Genomic DNA, 20,115 nt, shown 5'->3' with positions numbered 1-20,115 from the left:
ACGGGGCGCTCAGCGCGTCAGCACTTCGCGGATGGTGTCGGCCAGTTCCTTGGCCACGAATTTCGCCACATAAGCGTCCGCGCCCACCTTGCGCACATGCTCCTCGCTGGCCTCTCCGGACAGTGACGAGTGAATCACCACCGGCAGCGACTTCAGCCGGCTGTCCGCCTTGATCTTGCGGGTCAGGGTGAAACCGTCCATCTCCGGCATCTCCAGGTCGGTCAGCACCAGCGCCACCTCGTCCTGCACTGACCTGCCATGGCTGGCCGCCTCGGCGGCGATGCGGTCGAGCAGCTCCCACGCCTCCTTGCCGGACTTGGTCATCACCACCGGCGCGCCCAGCGCCTTCAGCCCCTGCTCGATCAGGCCGCGCGCCAGTGCCGAATCGTCGGCGGCAATGACCTTGGCGCCGGGGCGCAGGCTCAACTGCGGGCCGACCGTGCCCGGATCCACGTCCGGCTGCCGCGTCGGCAGCACATCGCGCAGGATCTGCTCGACGTCCAGCACCTGCACCAGCCGCGACGGGTCCGTGCCCCCGGCGGTGTCCCCGTCCAGCTTGGCGATGCTGGTGACGTGGCCGGTCCGCACGCTGGCCTCGGCCGAATGCACCTGGTTCCACTCCAGGCGCACGATTTCCTCCACTGCCTCCACCGCGAAGCCCTGCGTCGAACGAGCATATTCCGTCACCAGCAGGATGCCCAGGCCGCTGCGCGGCTTGCAGCCCACCAGCCGGGGCAGGTCGATCACCGGGATCACCTGGCCGCGGATATCCGCCATGCCCAGGATCGACGGGTCGGCCCCCACCACGGTCGTCACGTGCGGCATCACGAGGATCTCGCGCACCTTGAAGACATTGATCCCGAACAGCTCCGTCTGGCCGGAATGCTCTGCTTCGCCAAGCCGGAACAGCAGCAGCTCGAACTGGTTGTTGTTGGTCAGGTTGGTCCGTTCGTCGATGTCCCTCATGGAACTGCTCATGCTGCGCTCCCGTGCCGTGCGTGTGGTTTTTTGCCGCCGTCGTTGTCATCTGCCTGCGGCCGCGGCGGATGGCGGACGGCAGGGTTCATGACTGGATATCGGCGCGGGGCAACGGGAGTTGAGAGGCACACGCAGCGCATGTTCGGATTTCATCCTTGCATATCCGGATTGCTTCGTTCCTCCGGCACAGCGTCGTCCATATAGTGGTTCCCAACTTGTCATAACACGCTATGTCGATCCCCATGACGACCCGGACCAACGTGGTACCCGTCCCCGCCGCCGCAGCCATGCCGGCACCGATCCCGCTGCCGCTCTATACGCAAATCAAGGACGCCTTGCGCGCCCGCATACTGGACGGCACCTATCCGCCGCACCACCAGATGCCGTCGGAAAGCGAGCTGGGCGAGCGCTTTCGCGCCAGCCGCATCACCGTGCGCCAGGCGCTGGGCGACCTGCAGAAGGAGGGGCTGATCTTCAAGATCCATGGCAAGGGCACCTTCGTCTCCAAGCCCCGCGCCTTCCAGAACGTGACCTCGCTGCAAGGCTTTGCCGAGGCCATGTCGAGCATGGGCTACGAGATCCTGAACCAGATACGCAGCTGCAAATGCGTACCTGCCAGCCGTCACGTTGCCACGCAGCTGCGGCTGCGCGAAGGCGATCCGGTGGTGGAGATCCGGCGCGTGCGCCTGCTCAACCGCGAGCCGGTGTCGCTGGAGCTGACCTGGGTGCCCGAGGCCGTCGGCCGCCGCCTGCTCACTGCCGACCTGGCCACGCGCGACATCTTCCTGATCCTGGAAAACGACTGTGGCGTGAAGCTCGGCCATGCCGACCTGAGTGTCGACGCCATCCTCGCCGACGACGACCTGACCCAGGCCCTGCGTATCCAGGAAGGCGCGCCGGTGCTGCGCATCGAACGCCTGACCCATGACGCGCAAGGCACGCCGATCGATTACGAGTTCCTCTACTTCCGCGGCGACGCGTTCCAGTACCGGCTGCGCGCAGACCGGCACAAGACCGCGCCAGCCGCCAGCGTCACCAGCCCGGCCGGCCGTGCACGGCCCCGCAAACCAGCCAGCAAGGGGAAGCCCTCCGCATGAATACCCTGACTCACGAATACGACATCGTTGTCGTCGGCGGCGGCACCGCCGGCCCGATGGCCGCGATCAAGGCCAAGGAACGCAACCCCGCGCTGCGCGTGCTGCTGCTCGACAAGGCGCACGTCAAGCGCAGCGGCGCCATCTCGATGGGCATGGACGGGCTGAACAATGCCGTGATCCCCGGCCACGCCACGCCCGAGCAGTACACCCGCGAGATCACCGTGGCCAACGACGGCATCGTCGACCAGTCCACCGTTTATGCCTACGCGCGCCACAGCTTTGCCACCATCGAGCAGCTGGATCGCTGGGGCGTCAGGTTCGAGAAGGACGAGACCGGCGACTACGCAGTGAAGAAGGTCCATCACATGGGCTCCTATGTGCTGCCGATGCCGGAAGGACACAACGTCAAGAAGGTGCTGTACCGCCAGCTCAAGCGCGCGCGCGTAGTGATCACCAACCGCATCGTCGCCACGCGCGTGCTGACCGACGCCAGCGGCGCCGCCGGCGGCGTGATGGGCTTCGACTGCCGCACCGCGGACTTCCACGTGATCCGCGCGCGCGCCGTGATCCTGTGCTGCGGCGCGGCCGGCCGCCTGGGCCTGCCCGCTTCCGGCTACCTGATGGGCACCTACGAGAATCCGACCAATGCCGGCGACGGCTATGCCATGGCCTATCATGCCGGCGCCGCGCTGGCCAACCTGGAGTGCTTCCAGATCAATCCGCTGATCAAGGACTACAACGGCCCGGCCTGCGCCTACGTGACCGGCCCGCTGGGCGGCTATACCGCCAACGGCAAGGGCGAGCGCTTTATCGAATGCGACTACTGGAGCGGCCAGATGATGTGGGAGTTCTACCAGGAGCTCCAGGGCGGCAACGGCCCGGTGTTCCTGAAGCTTGACCACCTGGCGGAAGAAACCATCCAGACCATCGAGACGATCCTGCACACCAACGAACGGCCCAGCCGCGGCCAGTTCCACGCCGGGCGCGGCACCGACTACCGCAGGCAGATGGTGGAGATGCATATCTCGGAGATCGGCTTCTGCAGCGGCCACAGCGCTTCCGGCGTGCATGTGAACGAGCGCGCCGAGACTACCGTGCCGGGCCTGTACGCAGCCGGAGACATGGCTGCCGTGCCGCACAACTACATGCTGGGCGCCTTCACCTATGGCTGGTTTGCCGGGCACAACGCGGCCGGCTACGTCGCCGGCCGCGGCCTGCCTGAAGCCGATGCGGCCCAGGTCGAGGCGGAGCGCGCGCGCGTGTTCGCACCGCTGGCGCGAGAGAGTGGCCTGCCGCCCGCCCAGGTGGAATACAAGCTGCGCCGCATGGTCAACGACTACCTGCAGCCGCCCAAGGTCACGCGCAAGATGGAAATCGGCCTGCAGCGCTTTGACGCCATCGCCGAGGACATCGGCCAGATCCGCGCCGCCAATCCGCACGAGCTGATGCGCGCGGTCGAGGTGATGGCGATCCGCGACTGCGCGGAGATGGCGGCACGTGCTTCCCTGTTCCGCACCGAGAGCCGCTGGGGTCTCTACCACCATCGCGTCGACTATCCGCAGCGCAATGATGCGGACTGGTTCTGCCATACGCACCTGAGCAAGGATGAAGCCGGGCGCATGGTCAGCCACAAGCGCGCGATCGAGCCGTACATCGTCCCGGTGGCAGGCGGCGACGCCACCGCCTACCAGCGGCTGCGTGTCAGCCGCGGCCAGGCTGCCGCCACGGCCGCCACTGCCGAACCCGCCACCCTGGCTGCCGCCTGAAGGAACCCACGCCATGGCCTACACCCCGCATGAGATCGCCCAGCGCAGCAGCGCGCCGGTCACCATCGATGAAGACAAGTGCATTGCCGACAAGGGCTGCACGGTCTGCGTCGATGTCTGCCCGATGGACCTGCTGGCCATCGACCTGACCAAAGGCAAGGCATTCATGCAGTTCGACGAGTGCTGGTACTGCATGCCCTGCGAGAAGGATTGCCCGACGGGCGCGGTCAGGGTCGAGATCCCGTACCTGCTGCGTTGATTGCCCCGCTTCATGACAACAGCACCACAGAGATGACCCCATGAAAGCCCTCCACAAGCGCCAGGGCTGGGACCCGCGTCACCTTCGCCAACGTGCCCGCGCCCAGCGATGTGGTTCCGGCGGCCTGGCAACTGCTGCAGTCACCCAAGCTGGTGCTGCACCTGGGCAACAGCCTGTACCGCGTGTTTGCCGGCTTTGGCGCGGCGGCCGTGGCGGGCATCGTGCTCGGCATGGCGATCGGCCGCTCGCGCTGGCTGGAAGACCTGCTGCTGCCGCCGCTGGAGGTGCTGCGCCCGATCCTCGGCGTGGCGTGGATTCCGCTGGCAATCCTGATGTTCCCGTCTTCGGAGCTGAGCATGATCTTCATCACCTTCATCGGGGCGCTGTTCCCGATCCTGCTCAACACCATCCACGGCGTGGAGCGCACCGACCCGCGCCTGGTCGCCACGGCGCGCAGCCTGGGCGCGCGCCGCTGGACCGTCTTCCCCGAGGTGCTGCTGCCCGCGGCGCTGCCGAGTATCGTCACCGGGCTGGCGATCGGCATGGGCACGTCCTGGTTCTGCCTGGTCACCGCCGAGATGATCGCCGGCCAGTACGGCATCGGCTATTACACGTGGGAGGCCTACAACCTGCAGAACTATGCGGACATCGTCGTCGGCATGCTGCTGATCGGTGCCTTCGGCATGGGCAGCAGCGCGCTGATCAAGCGCTTCGGTGCGTGGCTGATGCCGTGGACCCGCCTGCAGCAGGTGCGCGCATGACGAGCCAACCGATCCGCGCGGGCCGCCTGCAGGTGCGCGGCCTGGATGTGGCGCTGGGCCAGGGCGATGCCGCCTTCACCGCCGTGCACCAGCTATCCATCGACATTCCCGCAGGGCAGTTCGTCTGCATCCTGGGGCCGTCGGGCTGCGGCAAGTCCACGCTGCTGGGCGCCATCGCCGGACACCTGCCGGCGGCGGCGGGCGAGATCCTGCTCGACGGGGCGCCAGTGCGCGGCCCCGCGCCGGAGCGCGGGCTGGTGTTCCAGCAGCACTCGCTGTTCCCGTGGAAGCGCATGCTCGACAACGTCGCCTTCGGCCTGAAGATGCAGGGCGTGCCCACCGCCGAGCGCAAGCGCGAGGCGCAGGCCCTGCTGGACCTGGTCGGCCTGGGCGGCTTCGCGCAGCGCTACCCCGCCCAGCTTTCCGGCGGCATGCAGCAGCGCGCGGAGATTGCGCGCGTGCTGATCAACCGGCCGCGCGTGCTGCTGATGGACGAGCCCTTCGGTGCGCTCGACGCGCAGACCCGCGCCCATATGCAAGCCCTGCTGCTCGAGGTCTGGGCGCGGATGCGCACCACCGTGGCCTTCGTCACCCATGACATCGACGAGGCGCTGTTCCTGGCCGACCGCGTGCTGGTGATGTCGCCACGGCCCGGACGCATCCTTGAAGATATCGCCATCCCCTTCGAGCGGCCCCGCCGCGCCGAGCTGATGACCGACGACGATTTCATCCGGCTCAAGCGCCGCTGCCGCGGCCTGCTGCACGACCACACCCAGGCCAGCTCGCTCGCGACCGCCGCCTGACCGCTATCGACCTGACTGCCATCCATGCCGCAAGCTTCCGCCCTGCCTGACGAATCCCTGTTGGATCTCGATCCCGCCATCGGCGCGCTGACGCTGCGCCTGGCCGACCCCGACCCCGCGGTGCGACGCGTGGCCGTGCTGCAACTTGCCGACCTGGAGGATGAAGACGGCGTGCCGCTGCTGCTGCAGCGCCTGCAATCGGACCCTGCCGAATCCGTGCGCGCGGAAGCCGCGCGCACGCTGGCCAGCTGGGAGCAGGAAGCGGTCGTCCCGGCGCTGGCCGCGGCACTGGCCGACCCCAGCCGCGAGGTGGCCGAAGCCGCAGCACAGGGACTGTCGGAACTGAAGGCGCCCGCCTCCGGTGCCGCCCTGCTGCCGTGGGTCACGCACCGCGATCCCTTTGTCCGGGCGGCCGCGTGGCGCGGCCTGCGCGAGCTGCGCTATGCGGCCGGCTTCGATGCGGCCATGGCGGCACTGTCCGACGCGGCCGCCCCGGTGCGCCGCGAAGCCGTGGCCGTGCTGGGCTGGCTCAGGCGCAGCGAAGCCCTGCCCGCGCTGGCACAAGCTGCGACCAGCGATGCCGATACCGACGTCAGGCGCGCCGCCGCCGGCGCGCTCGGCCTGGCTGCCGACCCGTCGGCGCGCGATGCGTTGCTGGCGGCCCTGCGCGACGGCGCCTGGCAGGTGCGGGAAGAAGCCGCGCAGACGCTGGGAAAACTGAAATTCCCTGAAGCCGTGGACCCGTTGATCGACGCGCTGGAAGACCACTACTGGCAGGTCCGCCTGCAGGCCGCCAGGGCTCTCGGCAAGCTGCGCGACCGCGCGGCGCTGGTGCCGCTGACGGTGCAGCTGGCCCACGCCATCAGCAACCTGCGCAAGGAGGCCGCGCTGTCGCTGGGGAGCCTGCGGGATGCGGCAGCCGTGCCGGCCCTTGCCGCAGCCGCCGACGATGCCGATCCGGAGGTACGCAAGGCCGTGCGCATTGCGCTGGCGCAGATCGGCGCGCAGGAGGGTCATGCATGAGCGGCGGCATGGTCGTACCCACGCGCCTGGAGCTCTCCCGCGCCAACGGCGCGCTGCGCGTCTACTGGCCAGACGGCCAGTGCCAGTCGCTGGACCCGGGCCGCTTGCGCGCAGCCTGCCGTTGCGCCGCCTGCCGCGGCAAGCCCTCGGAGGCCGGGCCAGGCGACACGCAAATCGTCGCCCTCGGCGAAATGGGCTATGGCGTGCAGATCGTGTTCAGCGACGGGCACGACCGCGGCATCTACCCGTGGCCGTACCTGCAGGCGCTGTAGCCGGGCGCTTACCCGCCCGCCAGCGCCTGCAGGATATGCACCTCGTCGGCTTCCTTCAATGGCGCGTCCAGCCGCATCAGCTGCGCGCGGTTGACGAAGACGCGGATATACGGCCGCAGCTTGCCCTGCTCATCGACGATGCGAAAGCGCATGCCGGGGAACTGGCGGTCGAGGTCGTCGAGCAGCTCGGCGATGCTGGCGCCACGGGCCTCGACGTATTCGCGCTGTCCGGTATAGGAGAAGAGCGGCGTCGCGATACGGACCTGCATGGAAGTTCTCCGGTCGGCTGATGGCATTCAGGCAGGGCGCGCCACGGTGACCGCGTAGACCTGCGGCAGGTTGCGGGCGATGCATTGCCAGCCCTCGCCTTCATCGGCACTGGCCCAGATCTCGCCGCCGGTGGTGCCGAAGTACACGCCCACCGGCGCGTGGCCGTCGGTGGCCATGGCCTGGCGCTTGACCGTGAACCAGCCCTGTTCGGCCGGCAGGCCGCGGTCCTGCCGTTGCCAGGTTTCGCCGGCATCGCGCGTGACATAGGCTGCCGGGCGGCCGCCCGGGCTGACGCGCGGCCAGACGTCGCTGCCTTCCATCGGGAACACCCAGACCGTGCGCGGATCGCGGCGGTGGGCGACGATGGGGAAGCCGATATCGCCCACTTCCGCCGGCATGGCTTCGCCGATGCGTTTCCACACGCCTTCGCGGCGGTCCATGCGGTAGATGCCGCAATGGTTCTGCTGGTACAGGATGTCCGGGTCGGCGGGATGCTGGAGCATGCAGTGCGGATCCTGGCCGTATTCGGGATTGGGGTCGGGCAGGAAGGTGGCGAGGCTGCCGCGGTTCAGCGGCTTCCAGTCCGCGCCGCCGTCGGTGCTCTCGAACACGCCGCCGCTGGACATGCCGATATACAGGTGGCGCGCGTCGCGCGGATCGACCAGCACGGAATGCATCTTGGGGCCGTCGGGCGTGCCGTCCTGCTCGCCGCCGGTCCAGGTGCGCCAGTCCGGGTGGTCGTTGAAGCCTGATACCGGCTCCCAGGTCGCGCCGTGGTCGGCGCTGCGGAACAGGCCCTGCGGCGAGGTGCCGGCATACCAGGTGCCGGGCTCGCTGGCGTGGCCGGGCGTGAGCCAGAACACGTGGTCGACGACGCGGCCGGTCTCGCCCTCCGGGGCCTTGTCGAAGGCGGGCGGGCGCGCGGCTTCGGTCCAGTTGCGGCCGCCGTCGGCGGAGCGGAACACGGTCGGGCCCAGGTGGCCGGTGCGCGCCGCCATCAGCATGCGCGACGGTTCACGCGGGTCCTGCACGATATGGTGGATGGTATGGCCGAGGAACGTCGGGCCCTCGATCTGCCAGCCGCGGCGCGCGGCGTCGCTGGTCAGGAACCAGGCGCCCTTGGTGGTGGCCACCAGCAGCCTGACGGGGCCGGTGTCGGTTTCGGGAATGGGGGAAGTCGTCATCTTGGCTCCTGCAAGAAGGCCGGTGAACGATGCTTCCGAGTCTAGTACATGTAGACAGTGTTCACAATTAAAGATGGCGGAGCTATGGCCGGCAGGCCGGCCATAGCCACCATGAGTACGAAGTAGCACGGAGTTAAAAGCGGAAGCCTGCAACTTACCTGGACATTGCGCGCAAAGTGTGGCATAAGCAATGTTCCCCGATGCTTTCGCGCCCCATACCCATGCTTCGCACTGTCCGCTTCGCCACCCTGAACCGCCCGGCCCTGCCGGCGGCAGGCGTGCGCGCCGCGCAGCGCCCGGGCGCCGCCATCGACCTGGCCGACCGCTTCCACGCGTACGCCCAGGTCCGCCGCGCCGTGCTTTTCCTGGCCGTGCGGGCAGCTCGGGACGCCACCCTCCAGTCCTGAGCTTTCCCGCACGGCCCATGTCACGGATGCCATCCGGCACCCGCTTGATCATGCAGCCAGGAGAAAGCCAGACATGTCCCCGCTCTACCGCCATACCCTCTGCGCCATGGTGGCGCTTGCCGCCCTCTACCTGATCCTCAATCCCTGAGCCCGGTGGAGTCTTGCCATGGCGAATTTCCATGCCCTGCGCCTGCCGGCGCCGGCCCTGGCGCGCGCGCTCGAACTGCGCATCGATGTTGAGCTGGCGCCGGGCGATATCGAACGCGAGCTGGGTGCCCTGCACGACCGCATCGGCCAACCCGGCGACCGCCTGAATGCGATGCCGGCGCTGCCAGCGGGCGCGCCAGGCCTGCGCCTGCGCTATCGCGAGGCCGACGGCGAGTACTACGTGTATGTGGAAGATGTGATGCAGCGCCGGCTGGCCGGTTATACCGTTTTCAACCGGCTGATCGAGGTCGGCCGCCGGGCCGACCCATGGGTACGGGCGCCGCACACAAAGTTTGCGCCCGCTTACCAACGCCGCGGCCTGGCTCGGGCGCTGTACCGCTGGGCGCTGGACGGCGGGCTGTGCCTGCTGAGCGGGGCGCGCCAGTCGGCCGGCGCCAACGCCCTATGGCAGGCGCTGGCCGCCGATTACCCGATGGGCTATGTGGACTTGCGCCACAAGACGCTGACCTGGCTGGGCCAGGCCGTCGACGCGCCCGTGCGTGAGGGCCTGCATACGCGCATGCTGCTGCTCGGGCGCGGCTGGACGCTGGACGCGTTCATGGCCCGCACCGGCATGTACTGAGGCAGCGCGCCCGCTTACAGCCAGCGGATCGGCGCGGCCTCGCGGGCGTTGGCTACGTACAGGGTCCAGCCCTGGGCAAAGTAGGCGCGCACCCGCGCGGCCAGCGATTGGCCGCCGCCCACGCGGGCGTAGTAGGCAACATCGCGTGCCGGCTGGGCGGCGGGCTTCGATGCCTTGGCTTGAGCGGGCTGGCGATAGAGGGTGTCGGCGAGCACTTGCATGGCGAATATCCTTTCCGGTTGGGATCGAAGTTGGTGCGCCTCACGAAGCACATCGAGCCGTGGTTCGGCCCGGATCGGGAGGCGGCTCAGGGTTATCCCTAGTATAGAGAAGTTGCGCCTGAATCATCCGGGTCTGTACCTATAGGCCGTATATGGGGTGCGTGATAATGGCCGCCTGCCGCAAGCGCCACCTGATGCCAATCCATCAACCCAAGACGATCAATCATCACATTCGATATTCCTCGATGCGCATGCCGCGCATTGCCTGCCGGTGATGATGCATGGCGCGTGGTCACCTAGCCTTCAGCCTTGCCCGGATCGCGCCCGCAGAGGCACCGACAAGCGGCACACCGATAACAGCGGGTTGGCCAGGTTTGCGCCTCCAGCCCAGACCAGAACCACGTGAGACACGCCTGACGACAGTCCGTACGACGGACGTTGCAGCGCCCGCAAGGAGACAGCTCATCATGATCGAACAGCCCTATCCGTCGTCCGCGACGGAAGCCGATGCTGCACGCCCCCAAGTCCCCGAAGTCCGGAGCCGGATCGACGCGTTCTTCGAGATCACCGCGCGCGGCAGCACCCAGCGCAAGGAAGTGGTCGCCGGGGTGACCACCTTCATGGCGATGGTCTACGCCGTCTTTGTCGTTCCCGGCATGCTGGGCAAGGCCGGCTTCGACACCAGCGCGGTCTTTGTCGCGGTGTGCCTGACCACCGCCTTCGGCTCCCTGCTGATGGGCCTGTGGGCCAAGCTGCCGATCGCCATCGGCTGCGCCATCTCGCTGACCGCATTCATGGCCTTCGGGCTGGTGCTGGGGCAGGGCCTGTCGCCGGCGGTCGCGCTCGGCGCCGTGTTCCTGATGGGCGTGATCTTCACCGCGATCTCCGTCACCGGCGTGCGCTCCTGGATCCTGCGCAACCTGCCCGCCGGCGTGGCGCACGGCACCGGCATCGGCATCGGCCTGTTCCTGCTGCTGATCGCCTCGAATGAAGTCGGGCTGGTGGTCAAGAACGCTCACCCCGGCCTGCCGGTGGCGCTGGGCAAGATCACCTCGTTCCCGGTGGTGATGTCGGTGCTGGGCCTGGCCGCGATCTTCGGCCTGGAGCGCCGCAAGGTGCCGGGCGGCATCCTGCTGGTGATCATCGCGATCTCCGCGCTGGGCCTGGCCTTCGACCCGGCGGTGAAGTTCACCGGCGTGTTCGCGCTGCCGTCGCTGAGCGCACCCGGCCATGAATCGCTGATCGGCGCCATGGACGTGCGCGGCGCGCTGACGGCAGCGGTGCTGCCGAGCGTGCTGGCACTGGTGATGACCGCGGTGTTCGATGCCACCGGCACGATCCGCGCGGTCGCCGGACAAGCCGGCCAGCTCAACGCTGCCGGCCATATCCACAACGGCGGGCGCGCGCTGACCGCGGATTCGGTCAGCTCGATCTTCTCGGGGATGTTCGGCGGCGCTCCGGCTGCAGCCTACATCGAGTCGACCGTCGGCGTTGCGGCCGGCGCCAAGACCGGCCTGACCGCCGTGGTGGTGGGCCTGCTGTTCGTTGCGGTGATGTTCTTCTCGCCGCTGGCCGGGCTGGTGCCGTCGTACGCCACCGCGCCCGCGCTGATGTACGTGGGCCTGCTGATGCTGTCGAGCGTGAGCCGCCTGCACATGGACGACATGGTCGACGCGATGGCTGGCCTGGTCTGCGCCGTGTTCATCGTGCTGACCTGCAATATCGTGACCGGCATCATGCTCGGCTTCTGCACCCTGGTGGTGGGCCGCGTGGTGGCTGGCGAATGGCGCAAGCTCAATGTCGGCACGGTGGCCATCGCGGTTGTGCTGGCTGCGTTCTATGCCGGGGGCTGGGCCATCTGATCCTGCCGAAAGCTACTGCCGCGTCCCGGGCGCCACGCCCGGGACGCTGACAACCAGATGTCTCCTCCACCGTGATCCAGGTGGATTTCAAGCCCGGGCTTCCTGCTTTCCCGGGCTGTTTTTTTGGTGGCTTGCCTGAAAGGTCCCGCGCTTGGCGAATGGCGTTTCGCTAAATCGCCTTCATTGCCCGGCCTGCATTGCCGCCACATCCATGTACACCAGTTCCCAGACATGGCCATCGGGATCCTGGAATCCATGCCCGTACATGAATCCCAAATCCATCGGCGGCTTGTAGGTATTGCCACCCGCCGCGACCGCGGCATTGACCATTTCATCCACGCGCGCGCGGGTTTCCATCGACAGGCAAACCAGCACCTCAGTCGATTTCCGTGCATCGCAGATTTCATTGGGCGAGAAGCTGCGGAACTTGGCTTCGGTCAGCAGCATCACGAAAATGTTTTCGCCGACGATCATGCAGGTGGCAGTGTCGTCGGTAAATTGCGGATTGAAGGAAAAACCCAACTGCGTAAAGAAGGCAATCGACTTTTGCAGGTCGCGGACGGGCAAATTGACAAAAATCTGCTGGCTCATCAGGGGCTCCGGTAGTCGTGTCAGAGGGGGCTGCGCCGGGCGCAGACAAGCAGTCTAGGCGCTAAAGGCCGGGGGCGTGCGTATTTTCATTGTCCTTAAATGCGGGCAAAACGGGCGATGCCCAGCCCAATACCGGCTGCATCGTGGGCTGTGCGACCGTCAATTCAGGCCGGCAAACAATCAGTCCGTGCAATCTCCGTTATTTTTTGTAAAATTTTTTTAGGTGAACCGACACCACAACTTCTAGTACCATGCAGCGGCCTATTTGCAGAAAGGGGATATAAATGGCGACATACAAGCAACTCCTGGCTGAGAAGGAAGCGCTGGAAGCCAAGCTGAATGAAGTGCGTGCGACGGAAGTCGCCGGCGTGATCGACAAAATCCGGGACCTGATGACTGAATACGGCCTGACCGCCGAAGACATCCTGCCGCGCCGCAAGCGTGGCCGCCCGGCTGGCTCGAGTGCCAAGAAGCCCGCATCCGCCTTGCCGCCGAAGTACATGGACCCCAAGACCGGCAAGACCTGGTCGGGCCGCGGCCGCGCGCCGGCATGGCTGGGCAAGCGCCCCGAGCGTTTCCTGATCGAGCAGTAAGCCGCCTGCGCGGCCAGCGGGCGCCTGCCTCAGACGGCCGCTTCAATCGATGGTGCCATCGGCCTGCCGGGCGCGTCACTGCGCCTGGCAGACATACTCCTTGCGCAGCGCCCTGAAGCCCTGCTGGGTCGGCTCCGCCGTCAGGCGCGCGCCGCCGCCGGCCAGCGGCTGCATGCGCAATACCTGCGCCGAGCACTGGCTCGCGGTCTCGTCCCGCTGGTAGCGGATCTCATACTGGCCGCCGGCAACCGGCACGAATGACACGCCCGCCGCGCAACGCAGCTCGGGCAGCGGCGGCGCCGCGGCCGAGGTCACCGCCACGTAGATGCGCCGGCCCGCCTCCACCAGCCGCTCGCGCGTGCGCGCCGGCGGCTCGGGCGAGCGCCCGGCCATGTCCAGGCTCCGGTCCCGTCCCATCGCAGACAACTGCCTGCCGGTTCCCGCCAGCACCAGCGGCCGCGCGGGCACCGGGCATTTGGCCGGATCGACCACGGTGAACGAAGTGTTGTCGTCGGTGCTGGTCAGCAGCCGCACACTGGCGGCCGGGGCGCCGGCAGGCACCCGGTATTGCGCCACGCAGCCGGACAGCGCCACGGCGGCGGCAAGCATCGGCAACAGGGCAAGGCGAGGCAGGACTGCGGACGACCGGTCATGGCGCATGGCGGCGGGCAGGTGGAACGATTGGGCCAACAGCGGACGTTGGCGGCACGATGGCGGCAAATCCGACATGGATGCCACACGATGACGGCGCGGCCAGGCAACACGCCGCGCCCTCAAACCAACCAGCATACCTGCATCCGGCGCTTGGCGGCAGCCGCATAAACCCATGTTGAAAACCTGCGTGTGATATCCACAGAATCTGTGGATATCCTGGCCCTACACTCCCCGAAAGCCCCGGTCTGTGCGGCAACCCACCGGAGCGCCCAAATTTTAGGCAACGGGTTGCAGGCGCCCCGGAACCCGGCAATGGTGCGGCACCCCCGCCGCCAGCACGCCGTTGCGCTGCCCAGGCCACACTTCATCCCCCCGCACGCCCTTGAAGGGGGCACCGGCACCGCGTAATCTCAGTGTTACCGGGGGCTGCACTGGCGCACTTGCGCCAACTTGCCAGCCAGATAATGACAATGACACAACAAGAGCCTATCCAGGCCGGGCCGTTGCCTCGTGACCTGCTGCACGCACTGCGTGACGGCGGCTACGACGTATCGGGACTCGCGCCTGCCCCGGAATCCGACACCGACTCCGACCCCAGCGACCTCAGGCCCGCCATGCCGGCGGCCGGCCCGCAACAGGCCTGCCACGTGCTCTGCGCGGTCTACCGTGCCACTGGCGATCCAACCATCGGCCTGTGGCTGGGCAGCCGGATGCAGACCGACCTGCTCGGGCTGGCGGGCCTGACGGCCATGGCCGGGCCGTCGCTAGGCACCGCGCTGCGGCGCATCGCGCGCTACCAGAAGCTGCTCGCCGGCGACCGCATCGAACTGCGCCGCCAGGGCGACGAAGCCTGGGTCTGTATCCGCCCGAGCGATCCCGAGGCGCCCGACACCCGACCGCGCATCGACATGGAGCTGTGCTCGCTGCTGGCCTTCGGGCGCCAGTTCACGCGCAAGCCGCTGCATCCGCTGCGGGTGTCGCTGCGCATCGGCCAGCCGGACTGGCACCTGCGCTATACCGAGGCCTTCGACTGCCCGGTGCGCTTTGGCGAGCCCGAAGACGCCATCGTGTTCGGCCGCCGCGACCTGGCCTTGCGCCTGGCTGCCCGCGTGCGCAGCGGACCGGCCGGCACGGGCGCGGGCCATGCCGCGCGCGAAGCGCGGCCGGCGTCCGCGTCGCTGGACGATGTGCGCGCGGCCCTGCAGGCGCTGGCCGGCGACCGCGCCCTCAGCCTGGCCGCGGTGGCACGCCACCTGGACATCAGCGAGCGCACGCTGCAGCGCCGGCTGATGGCGGCGGGCACGAGTTTCCGCACGCTGTGCGAAGAGGCGCGCCGCGAGCTGGCTGGCGGCTACCTGGCCGGAGGCGCGATGTCGCTCGGAGAAATCGCGTTCCGGCTCGGCTTTGACGATGCCAACTCGTTCTTCCGCGCCTTCCGCCGCTGGACCGGCATGACCCCTGGCGACTACCGGCGCGCGGCGGCGCCTCCACCCGCGTAGGGCAGGCCGGCTCACCCGCCGTCGGGTTGCTCCCACGGCGGGTTGTCGCCGAAGCGCCCGGCCAGGAAATCGACAAAGGCGCGCACGCGCGGCGGCACCAGCCGCCGCTGCGGCATCACGGCGTAGATGCCGGTGTCGGCGAGCGGGTAATCGGGCAGCACCTGCACCAGCCGCCCGGCGCGCAGGTCGGCGCAGACATGCCAGGTGGAATGCAGGGCGATGCCAAAGCCCGCCAGCGCCGCATCGGACAACAGCTCGCCGGTATTGGCCTCGATCCGGCCGCGCACGCGCACGGCAATCTCCCCGCCGGCGCCGTCGCCCAGGCGCCAGACATCCTGCCGGCCCTGGCTGCCCACCAGCACCAGGCAATCGTGCCGCGCCAGGTCCTGCGGGGTGCGCGGCGTGCCGCGCCGGCGCAGGTAGTCCGGCGCGGCACACAGCAGCCGCCGGTTATTGGCCAGCCGCCGCGCGACCAGCGTCGAATCATCCAGCGCACCGATGCGGATGGCCAGGTCGAAACCCGCGCTGACCAGGTCCAGCACGTTGTCGGTCAGGTTGACGCTCAGCGTCAGCCCGGGATGCTGCGCCAGGAATTCCGGCAACAGCGGCGAGATATAGAGCCGCCCGAACGAGGACGACGTGGTCACCCGCAGCGTGCCCGACACCCCGGTGCCGGCCTGCCGCAACGAGGTGCCCAGCGCTTCCAGGTCGTCCACCAGCGCACGCCCCTGCTCGGCCAGCACCGCGCCTTCCGGGGTGGCGTGCAGCCGCCGCGTGGTGCGATGCAGCAGGCGCACGCCCAGTTCACGCTCCAGCCGCTGCAGCCGCTGGCTGGCCACCGCCACCGACAGGTCCAGGCTGCGTGCCGCGGCGCTGATCGAGCCCAGGTCGAGCACGCGCAGGAACAGGCCGATATCGCCGATCCGGTCCATAATTTTCAAGATTTCATTGAAACTGATTATGGATCATGCCGGTTTTTACTGAGGACGGAAAGGCGCAGACTGCGGGCTTTCTTCCTTTTGCCGACGCCCCCCGAACATGGCCTCTCCAGTCCCCACCACCGCCACCTCCGGCGCTGCATCCGCCCGCGGCCGGCTGCCGGTTGCGCTCTACGCGCTCACTGCCGGTTCCTTCGGCATCGGCTGCGCCGAATTCGTGATCATGGGCCTGCTGCTGCAGGTTGCCGCCGACCTGCAGGTGACCATCGCCGCCGCCGGCATGCTGGTGTCCGGCTACGCGCTGGGCGTCTTCGCCGGCGCGCCGGTGCTGACCCTGCTGACGCGGCGCATGCCGCGCAAGGCCGTGCTGCTGGCGCTGATGGTGATCTACACCGTCGGCAATGCCGCCTGCGCGCTGGCGCCCGACTACACCACGCTGATGATCGCGCGCGTGCTGACCTCGCTCACGCATGGCACCTTCTTCGGCGTCGGCGCGGTGGTGGCCACCGGGCTTGTGCCGGAGCACCGCCGCGCCTCGGCGATCTCGGTGATGTTCTCCGGCCTGACGCTGGCCACGTTGCTGGGCATGCCCGCCGGCGCCTGGCTGGGCCTGCACCTGGGCTGGCGCTCGACCTTCTGGGCGATGACCGTGATCGGGCTGCTGTCGCTGGCGGTGATCGCGCTGCTGGTGCAGAAGAGCCAGGACCACGGCGCCCCCGTGGCCCTGCGCGACGAACTGGCCACCATCGGCCGCCCGCAGGTGCTGCTGGGCCTGTTGATGACGGTGCTGCAGTCGATGGGCATCTTTGCCGTGATCACCTACGTGCAGCCGCTGCTGACGCGCGTGTCCGGCTTTGGCGAGGCGGCGGTGTCACCGATCCTGCTGCTGTTCGGCGCCGGCATGATCCTTGGCAACGTGCTCGGCGGCCGCTTTGCCGACCGCACCCCGACGCGCGCGGTGCTGGCCACGCTGACCACGCTGACGCTGGTGCTGGCGGCGATGACGCTGGCCATCCACAGCCAGGTGCTGGTGGTGGCCTTCGTCAGCATCCTGGGCATCGCAGCCTTTGCCACGGTCTCGCCGCTGCAGCTGCGCGTGCTGCGCCACGCCCAGGGCGCGGGGCAGAACCTGGCCTCGAGCTTCAATATCGCGGCATTCAACCTGGGCAACGGCCTGGGCGCGTGGATGGGCGGCGTGGTGGTCGATCACGGGCCGGGGCTGGCGGCATTGCCGTGGATTGCGGCCCTGGCGCCGATGGCTGCGCTGGGGGTGGCGTGGCTGAGCGTGAGGATGGAAAACGGCAGCCACGCCGCCGTGCCCGTGGCGCAAGCCTGCCCCTGATCCCGCACTTCAGCCCGGCTTGCCGTCCACCCGCGGACGCGCAAGCCGCGGCGCATACGCCAGCGCATAGAGGCCGAACCCGGCCACCCAGCACGCCCCGGCTCCCCACACCCAGTGCAGGTAGCCGCCCGGCCAGGCCATCGGCCCGAACACCCGCAACACCGCAGCCGCGGCCACCAGCCAGTACGCCGCGGTTTCCGCGCGGCCGGCCACCAGCATGCGGCCGGTGTGACCCAGTGCGGTGCGCGTGATCATGGCGATGATCGCCACGCCAAGCACGCCGACAGTGAAGGCATGTGTCGCCAGCCCCGCCATCACCAGCCCCAGCGCACCCAGCGCCTGCAGCAGCAGCGCCACCGGCAGCCACGCATAGGCCAGGTGCAGCACCCACAGGATCGGCCGGTTGCCTACCGCATGGCTGCGCCAGCCAGCCACGCGCACGGCCAGCACCGCCGCGGCCAGCAATGACAGCGCCGCCGCCAGCCAGACCGGCAAGGGCAGCACCCCCGCAGCCAGTCCCAGCAGCGCGGCCGGCACCACCATGCGCTCCACCTGCCGGTATTGCCGCAGGCGGAACCCCGGAATCGCGTTGGTCGTGAACATCGGGATGACGCGCCCGCCGATCACCACCACGAACAGCGTGACCAGCGCCACGCCCGCGCGGCAGGCCAGCATTGCACCGGCGTCATGGCCGCGCGCCTGCAGCCACAGGCTGGCGATATCGGCCGCGCCCAGCAGCCACAGCGCCAGGGCCAGCGGATAGTTGCGGCGGTTGCCGGCGCGGGCCAGCGTGCGCGTGAAGGCCAGCGCGGCCAGCGGCAGGAACGCGCCCTCGATCACCAAGGCCGCCGTTCCCGGCGCCACCCACATGCCCACGCGCCCGGCCAGCCACAGCAGGAACAGCGCGGCCAGCGCGGCGCCGGTGGGCGTCGGCTGGCCGGTCCAGGCCCGCCCCGCGGTGAACAGGAAGCCCACCACGATGGCCGCGGCAAAGCCGAACACCATCTCGTGCGCATGCCAGAACATCGCCGCCATCACCGGCGCCGGGCCGACTGCGGTGACGCCCGCCAGCATCGCCGACCACGCCGCGATGGCCAGCGCGGCGAACACCGCCCCGCCCAGGTAGAACGACCGGAAGCCCAGCGCAAACAAGGCAAAGCCGCGCGGCGGCGGCCCGGCGGGCGCCTTGCCAGGGGGTGGCGCGCGCCGCGCGGGAAGAATGGGAATGGTGTCCATGGCTGGCTACGGGAATCAGGTGGTGCGGCGCGCGCCGGTTTCTTGATCCGGCGCACGGTTTGCCGCAGGTGCGCGAACGGATGCCATTCACGCTGACTGCACGATAGCACCGCCGCCGCGCCGGCGACCTCCGCCGGTAGAACTACCTCCAAAGGCAGGCTGCGCGCCCGCGTGCGCTGTGCGGCCGGCGAATAGGCAGCACCAGTGGCGGCCCCTACTCTGGCATCACCCCCGCCAAAGTTGACACAGGAGCATGGCCATGGCCACCCACCCACGCGCGCCGGAGCCCATTGCGCCCGGCGCCGCAATCACGCTGGCGTCCAGCACTTTCGCCTTCACCATCTGCTTTGCCGTCTGGATGCTGTTCGCGGTCCTCGGCATCCCGCTCAAGCAGGAGCTTGGCCTGAGCGACACCGAATTCGGCCTGCTGGCCGCCACGCCCGTCCTCAGCGGCTCGCTGATCCGCGTGCCGCTGGGCATCTGGACCGACCGCTACGGCGGGCGCATCGTCTTCTTCGTGCTGATGCTGGCCACCGTGATCCCGATCTGGCTGATCTCGTATGCGCACACGCTGTGGCAGCTGCTGGTGCTGGGCTTGTTCGTCGGCCTCGCGGGCGGCTCGTTCTCGGTCGGCACGCCGTATGTGGCGCGCTGGTTCCCGCGCTCGCGCCAGGGCCTGGCGATGGGCATCTTCGGCGCCGGCAACTCGGGCGCGGCGCTGACCAAGTTCGTCGCGCCGGCGATGATCCTGGCCGCCGGCACCTGGACCGTGGTGCCGCGCGTGTATTCGGTGGCGATGCTGGTCACCGCGCTGCTGTTCTGGGTGTTCTCGCGCAGCAACCCGGCGCACCTGATCAAGTCCAGCGTCGGCTGGCGCGAGCAGCTCGCCGTGATGCGCGACCCGCGCGTGTGGCGCTACTCGCAGTACTACTCGGTGGTGTTCGGCGGCTATGTCGGCCTGTCGCTGTGGATGACCAAGTACTACATCGGCGAATACGGCTTCGACATCAAGACCGCCGCCTTCCTGGCCGCGTGCTTCTCGCTGCCCGGCGGCGTGCTGCGCGCCATCGGCGGCTGGATCTCCGACCGCTACGGCGCCCACCGCACCACCTGGTGGGTGATGTGGGTGAGCTGGGTCGGCTTCTTCCTGCTGAGCTACCCGCAGACCGACTTCATCGTCCAGACCACCAGCGGCCCGCAGGGGTTTCGCATCGCGCTGACGCCCACGGTCTTCACCTTCCTGCTGTTCGTGGTCGGCATCGCCTTTGCCATCGGCAAGGCCTCGGTGTTCAAGTTCATCTCCAACGACTTCACGCACAACATCGGTGCGGTTTCCGGTGTGGTCGGCCTGGCTGGCGGGCTGGGCGGCTTCGTGCTGCCGGTGCTGTTCGGCATGCTGGCCGACCTGACCGGCGTGCGCAGCAGCTGCTTCATGCTGATGTACGGCACCGTGTGCGTGAGCCTGGTGTGGATGCACTACAACCAGCGCGCCGAACGCCAACGCAAGGCACAGGCCGTCGGCCTCACGCAGGCCGCCTGAGCGACGGCCCCTGTTACGCACAACAACCA

At 68.6% G+C, this 20,115-nt stretch carries 21 protein-coding genes and 1 pseudogene; 14 read left to right on the top strand and 8 right to left on the bottom strand.

Annotated elements, in window-relative coordinates; genetic code table 11:
* Positions 1 to 9: 9 nt before the first annotated feature.
* Positions 10 to 978 carry a chemotaxis protein gene (locus AC3WLE_RS08865; protein ID WP_492318413.1) on the bottom strand — a complete coding sequence of 323 codons (969 nt, stop codon included), beginning with the start codon at positions 976 to 978 and terminating at the stop codon, positions 10 to 12.
* A 242-nt stretch (positions 979 to 1,220) separates the two neighbouring features.
* On the opposite strand from AC3WLE_RS08865, the gene AC3WLE_RS08860 reads away from it, so the two are divergent.
* The 7 genes and pseudogenes from AC3WLE_RS08860 (at position 1,221) to AC3WLE_RS08830 (ending at position 6,959) form a co-directional block, all read left to right on the top strand.
* On the top strand, positions 1,221 to 2,075 hold the full coding sequence (locus AC3WLE_RS08860; RefSeq protein ID WP_492356703.1) for a GntR family transcriptional regulator: 855 nt from the start codon (positions 1,221 to 1,223) through the stop codon (positions 2,073 to 2,075).
* A complete protein-coding gene (locus AC3WLE_RS08855) occupies positions 2,072 to 3,841 on the top strand; it encodes a fumarate reductase/succinate dehydrogenase flavoprotein subunit (RefSeq protein ID WP_492352201.1) in 1,770 nt (589 codons plus the stop codon). Before AC3WLE_RS08860 ends, AC3WLE_RS08855 begins: the two co-directional genes overlap by 4 nt.
* Positions 3,842 to 3,854: 13 nt before the next feature.
* The gene (locus tag AC3WLE_RS08850; protein ID WP_010810893.1) at positions 3,855 to 4,100 is read left to right on the top strand and encodes a 4Fe-4S dicluster domain-containing protein; all 246 of its coding nucleotides are present in this window, start codon (positions 3,855 to 3,857) and stop codon (positions 4,098 to 4,100) included.
* Positions 4,101 to 4,177: 77 nt separating this feature from the next.
* Positions 4,178 to 4,861: pseudogene (locus AC3WLE_RS08845) on the top strand (ABC transporter permease); the annotation flags it as partial.
* Positions 4,858 to 5,664 (top strand): ABC transporter ATP-binding protein, encoded by an 807-nt coding sequence (locus AC3WLE_RS08840; protein WP_492356704.1) that lies wholly within the window; start codon positions 4,858 to 4,860, stop codon positions 5,662 to 5,664. The pseudogene AC3WLE_RS08845 and the gene AC3WLE_RS08840, both read left to right, overlap by 4 nt.
* Before the next feature lie 24 nt (positions 5,665 to 5,688).
* Positions 5,689 to 6,687: a HEAT repeat domain-containing protein gene (locus tag AC3WLE_RS08835; RefSeq protein WP_492356705.1), complete on the top strand. Its 999-nt coding sequence runs from the start codon at positions 5,689 to 5,691 to the stop codon at positions 6,685 to 6,687.
* A complete protein-coding gene (locus AC3WLE_RS08830; RefSeq protein WP_010810888.1) occupies positions 6,684 to 6,959 on the top strand; it encodes a gamma-butyrobetaine hydroxylase-like domain-containing protein in 276 nt (91 codons plus the stop codon). Before AC3WLE_RS08835 ends, AC3WLE_RS08830 begins: the two co-directional genes overlap by 4 nt.
* A gap of 8 nt (positions 6,960 to 6,967) precedes the next feature.
* Here AC3WLE_RS08830 and AC3WLE_RS08825 read toward each other — a convergent pair whose 3' ends face one another.
* Both AC3WLE_RS08825 and AC3WLE_RS08820 read right to left on the bottom strand, forming a co-directional pair.
* Complete coding sequence (locus AC3WLE_RS08825; protein WP_492356706.1) at positions 6,968 to 7,228, bottom strand: MoaD/ThiS family protein; 261 nt, start codon at positions 7,226 to 7,228, stop codon at positions 6,968 to 6,970.
* 27 nt (positions 7,229 to 7,255) lie between these two features.
* Positions 7,256 to 8,413: a glycosyl hydrolase gene (locus AC3WLE_RS08820; protein ID WP_492356707.1), complete on the bottom strand. Its 1,158-nt coding sequence runs from the start codon at positions 8,411 to 8,413 to the stop codon at positions 7,256 to 7,258.
* A gap of 221 nt (positions 8,414 to 8,634) precedes the next feature.
* Here AC3WLE_RS08820 and AC3WLE_RS08815 point away from each other — a divergent pair, with 221 nt between their 5' ends.
* Positions 8,635 to 8,820: a glycosyl hydrolase gene (locus AC3WLE_RS08815; protein WP_492356708.1), complete on the top strand. Its 186-nt coding sequence runs from the start codon at positions 8,635 to 8,637 to the stop codon at positions 8,818 to 8,820.
* Between the two features lie 166 nt (positions 8,821 to 8,986).
* Positions 8,987 to 9,610 (top strand): N-acetyltransferase, encoded by a 624-nt coding sequence (locus AC3WLE_RS08810; RefSeq protein ID WP_492356709.1) that lies wholly within the window; start codon positions 8,987 to 8,989, stop codon positions 9,608 to 9,610.
* A 14-nt stretch (positions 9,611 to 9,624) separates the two neighbouring features.
* Here AC3WLE_RS08810 and AC3WLE_RS08805 read toward each other — a convergent pair whose 3' ends face one another.
* Positions 9,625 to 9,831, bottom strand: a complete 207-nt coding sequence (locus AC3WLE_RS08805; protein WP_010810883.1) for a hypothetical protein — start codon at positions 9,829 to 9,831, stop codon at positions 9,625 to 9,627.
* 467 nt (positions 9,832 to 10,298) lie between these two features.
* Here AC3WLE_RS08805 and AC3WLE_RS08800 point away from each other — a divergent pair, with 467 nt between their 5' ends.
* Complete coding sequence (locus AC3WLE_RS08800; protein ID WP_492318405.1) at positions 10,299 to 11,693, top strand: NCS2 family permease; 1,395 nt, start codon at positions 10,299 to 10,301, stop codon at positions 11,691 to 11,693.
* A 180-nt stretch (positions 11,694 to 11,873) separates the two neighbouring features.
* On the opposite strand, the gene AC3WLE_RS08795 is transcribed toward AC3WLE_RS08800, so the two are convergent.
* A complete protein-coding gene (locus AC3WLE_RS08795; RefSeq protein ID WP_010810881.1) occupies positions 11,874 to 12,284 on the bottom strand; it encodes a VOC family protein in 411 nt (136 codons plus the stop codon).
* Between the two features lie 284 nt (positions 12,285 to 12,568).
* On the opposite strand from AC3WLE_RS08795, the gene AC3WLE_RS08790 reads away from it, so the two are divergent.
* The gene (locus AC3WLE_RS08790) at positions 12,569 to 12,877 is read left to right on the top strand and encodes an H-NS histone family protein (protein ID WP_010810880.1); all 309 of its coding nucleotides are present in this window, start codon (positions 12,569 to 12,571) and stop codon (positions 12,875 to 12,877) included.
* Positions 12,878 to 12,952: 75 nt separating this feature from the next.
* Here the strand turns inward: AC3WLE_RS08790 and AC3WLE_RS08785 are convergent, their stop codons facing one another.
* Entirely contained in the window at positions 12,953 to 13,486 is a 534-nt protein-coding gene (locus AC3WLE_RS08785; protein WP_010810879.1) for a hypothetical protein, read from the bottom strand.
* A gap of 515 nt (positions 13,487 to 14,001) precedes the next feature.
* On the opposite strand from AC3WLE_RS08785, the gene AC3WLE_RS08780 reads away from it, so the two are divergent.
* The gene (locus AC3WLE_RS08780) at positions 14,002 to 15,030 is read left to right on the top strand and encodes an AraC family transcriptional regulator (protein WP_492356710.1); all 1,029 of its coding nucleotides are present in this window, start codon (positions 14,002 to 14,004) and stop codon (positions 15,028 to 15,030) included.
* Positions 15,031 to 15,041: 11 nt separating this feature from the next.
* On the opposite strand, the gene AC3WLE_RS08775 is transcribed toward AC3WLE_RS08780, so the two are convergent.
* Entirely contained in the window at positions 15,042 to 15,962 is a 921-nt protein-coding gene (locus AC3WLE_RS08775) for a LysR family transcriptional regulator (protein WP_492318403.1), read from the bottom strand.
* Positions 15,963 to 16,068: 106 nt separating this feature from the next.
* Between AC3WLE_RS08775 and AC3WLE_RS08770 the strand changes: the two genes are divergently transcribed.
* Positions 16,069 to 17,310: an MFS transporter gene (locus AC3WLE_RS08770; protein ID WP_492356711.1), complete on the top strand. Its 1,242-nt coding sequence runs from the start codon at positions 16,069 to 16,071 to the stop codon at positions 17,308 to 17,310.
* Between the two features lie 9 nt (positions 17,311 to 17,319).
* Here the strand turns inward: AC3WLE_RS08770 and AC3WLE_RS08765 are convergent, their stop codons facing one another.
* Positions 17,320 to 18,546 (bottom strand): NnrS family protein, encoded by a 1,227-nt coding sequence (locus AC3WLE_RS08765; RefSeq protein ID WP_492356712.1) that lies wholly within the window; start codon positions 18,544 to 18,546, stop codon positions 17,320 to 17,322.
* A gap of 259 nt (positions 18,547 to 18,805) precedes the next feature.
* On the opposite strand from AC3WLE_RS08765, the gene AC3WLE_RS08760 reads away from it, so the two are divergent.
* Entirely contained in the window at positions 18,806 to 20,086 is a 1,281-nt protein-coding gene (locus AC3WLE_RS08760; protein WP_492356713.1) for an MFS transporter, read from the top strand.
* Positions 20,087 to 20,115 lie beyond the last annotated feature (29 nt).

The sequence above is a fragment of the Cupriavidus sp. FW306-1B-F12B genome, assembly GCF_058781795.1.
The sequence above is the reverse complement of the archived record's forward strand: the minus strand, read 5'-3'. Positions and strand labels throughout refer to the sequence as shown.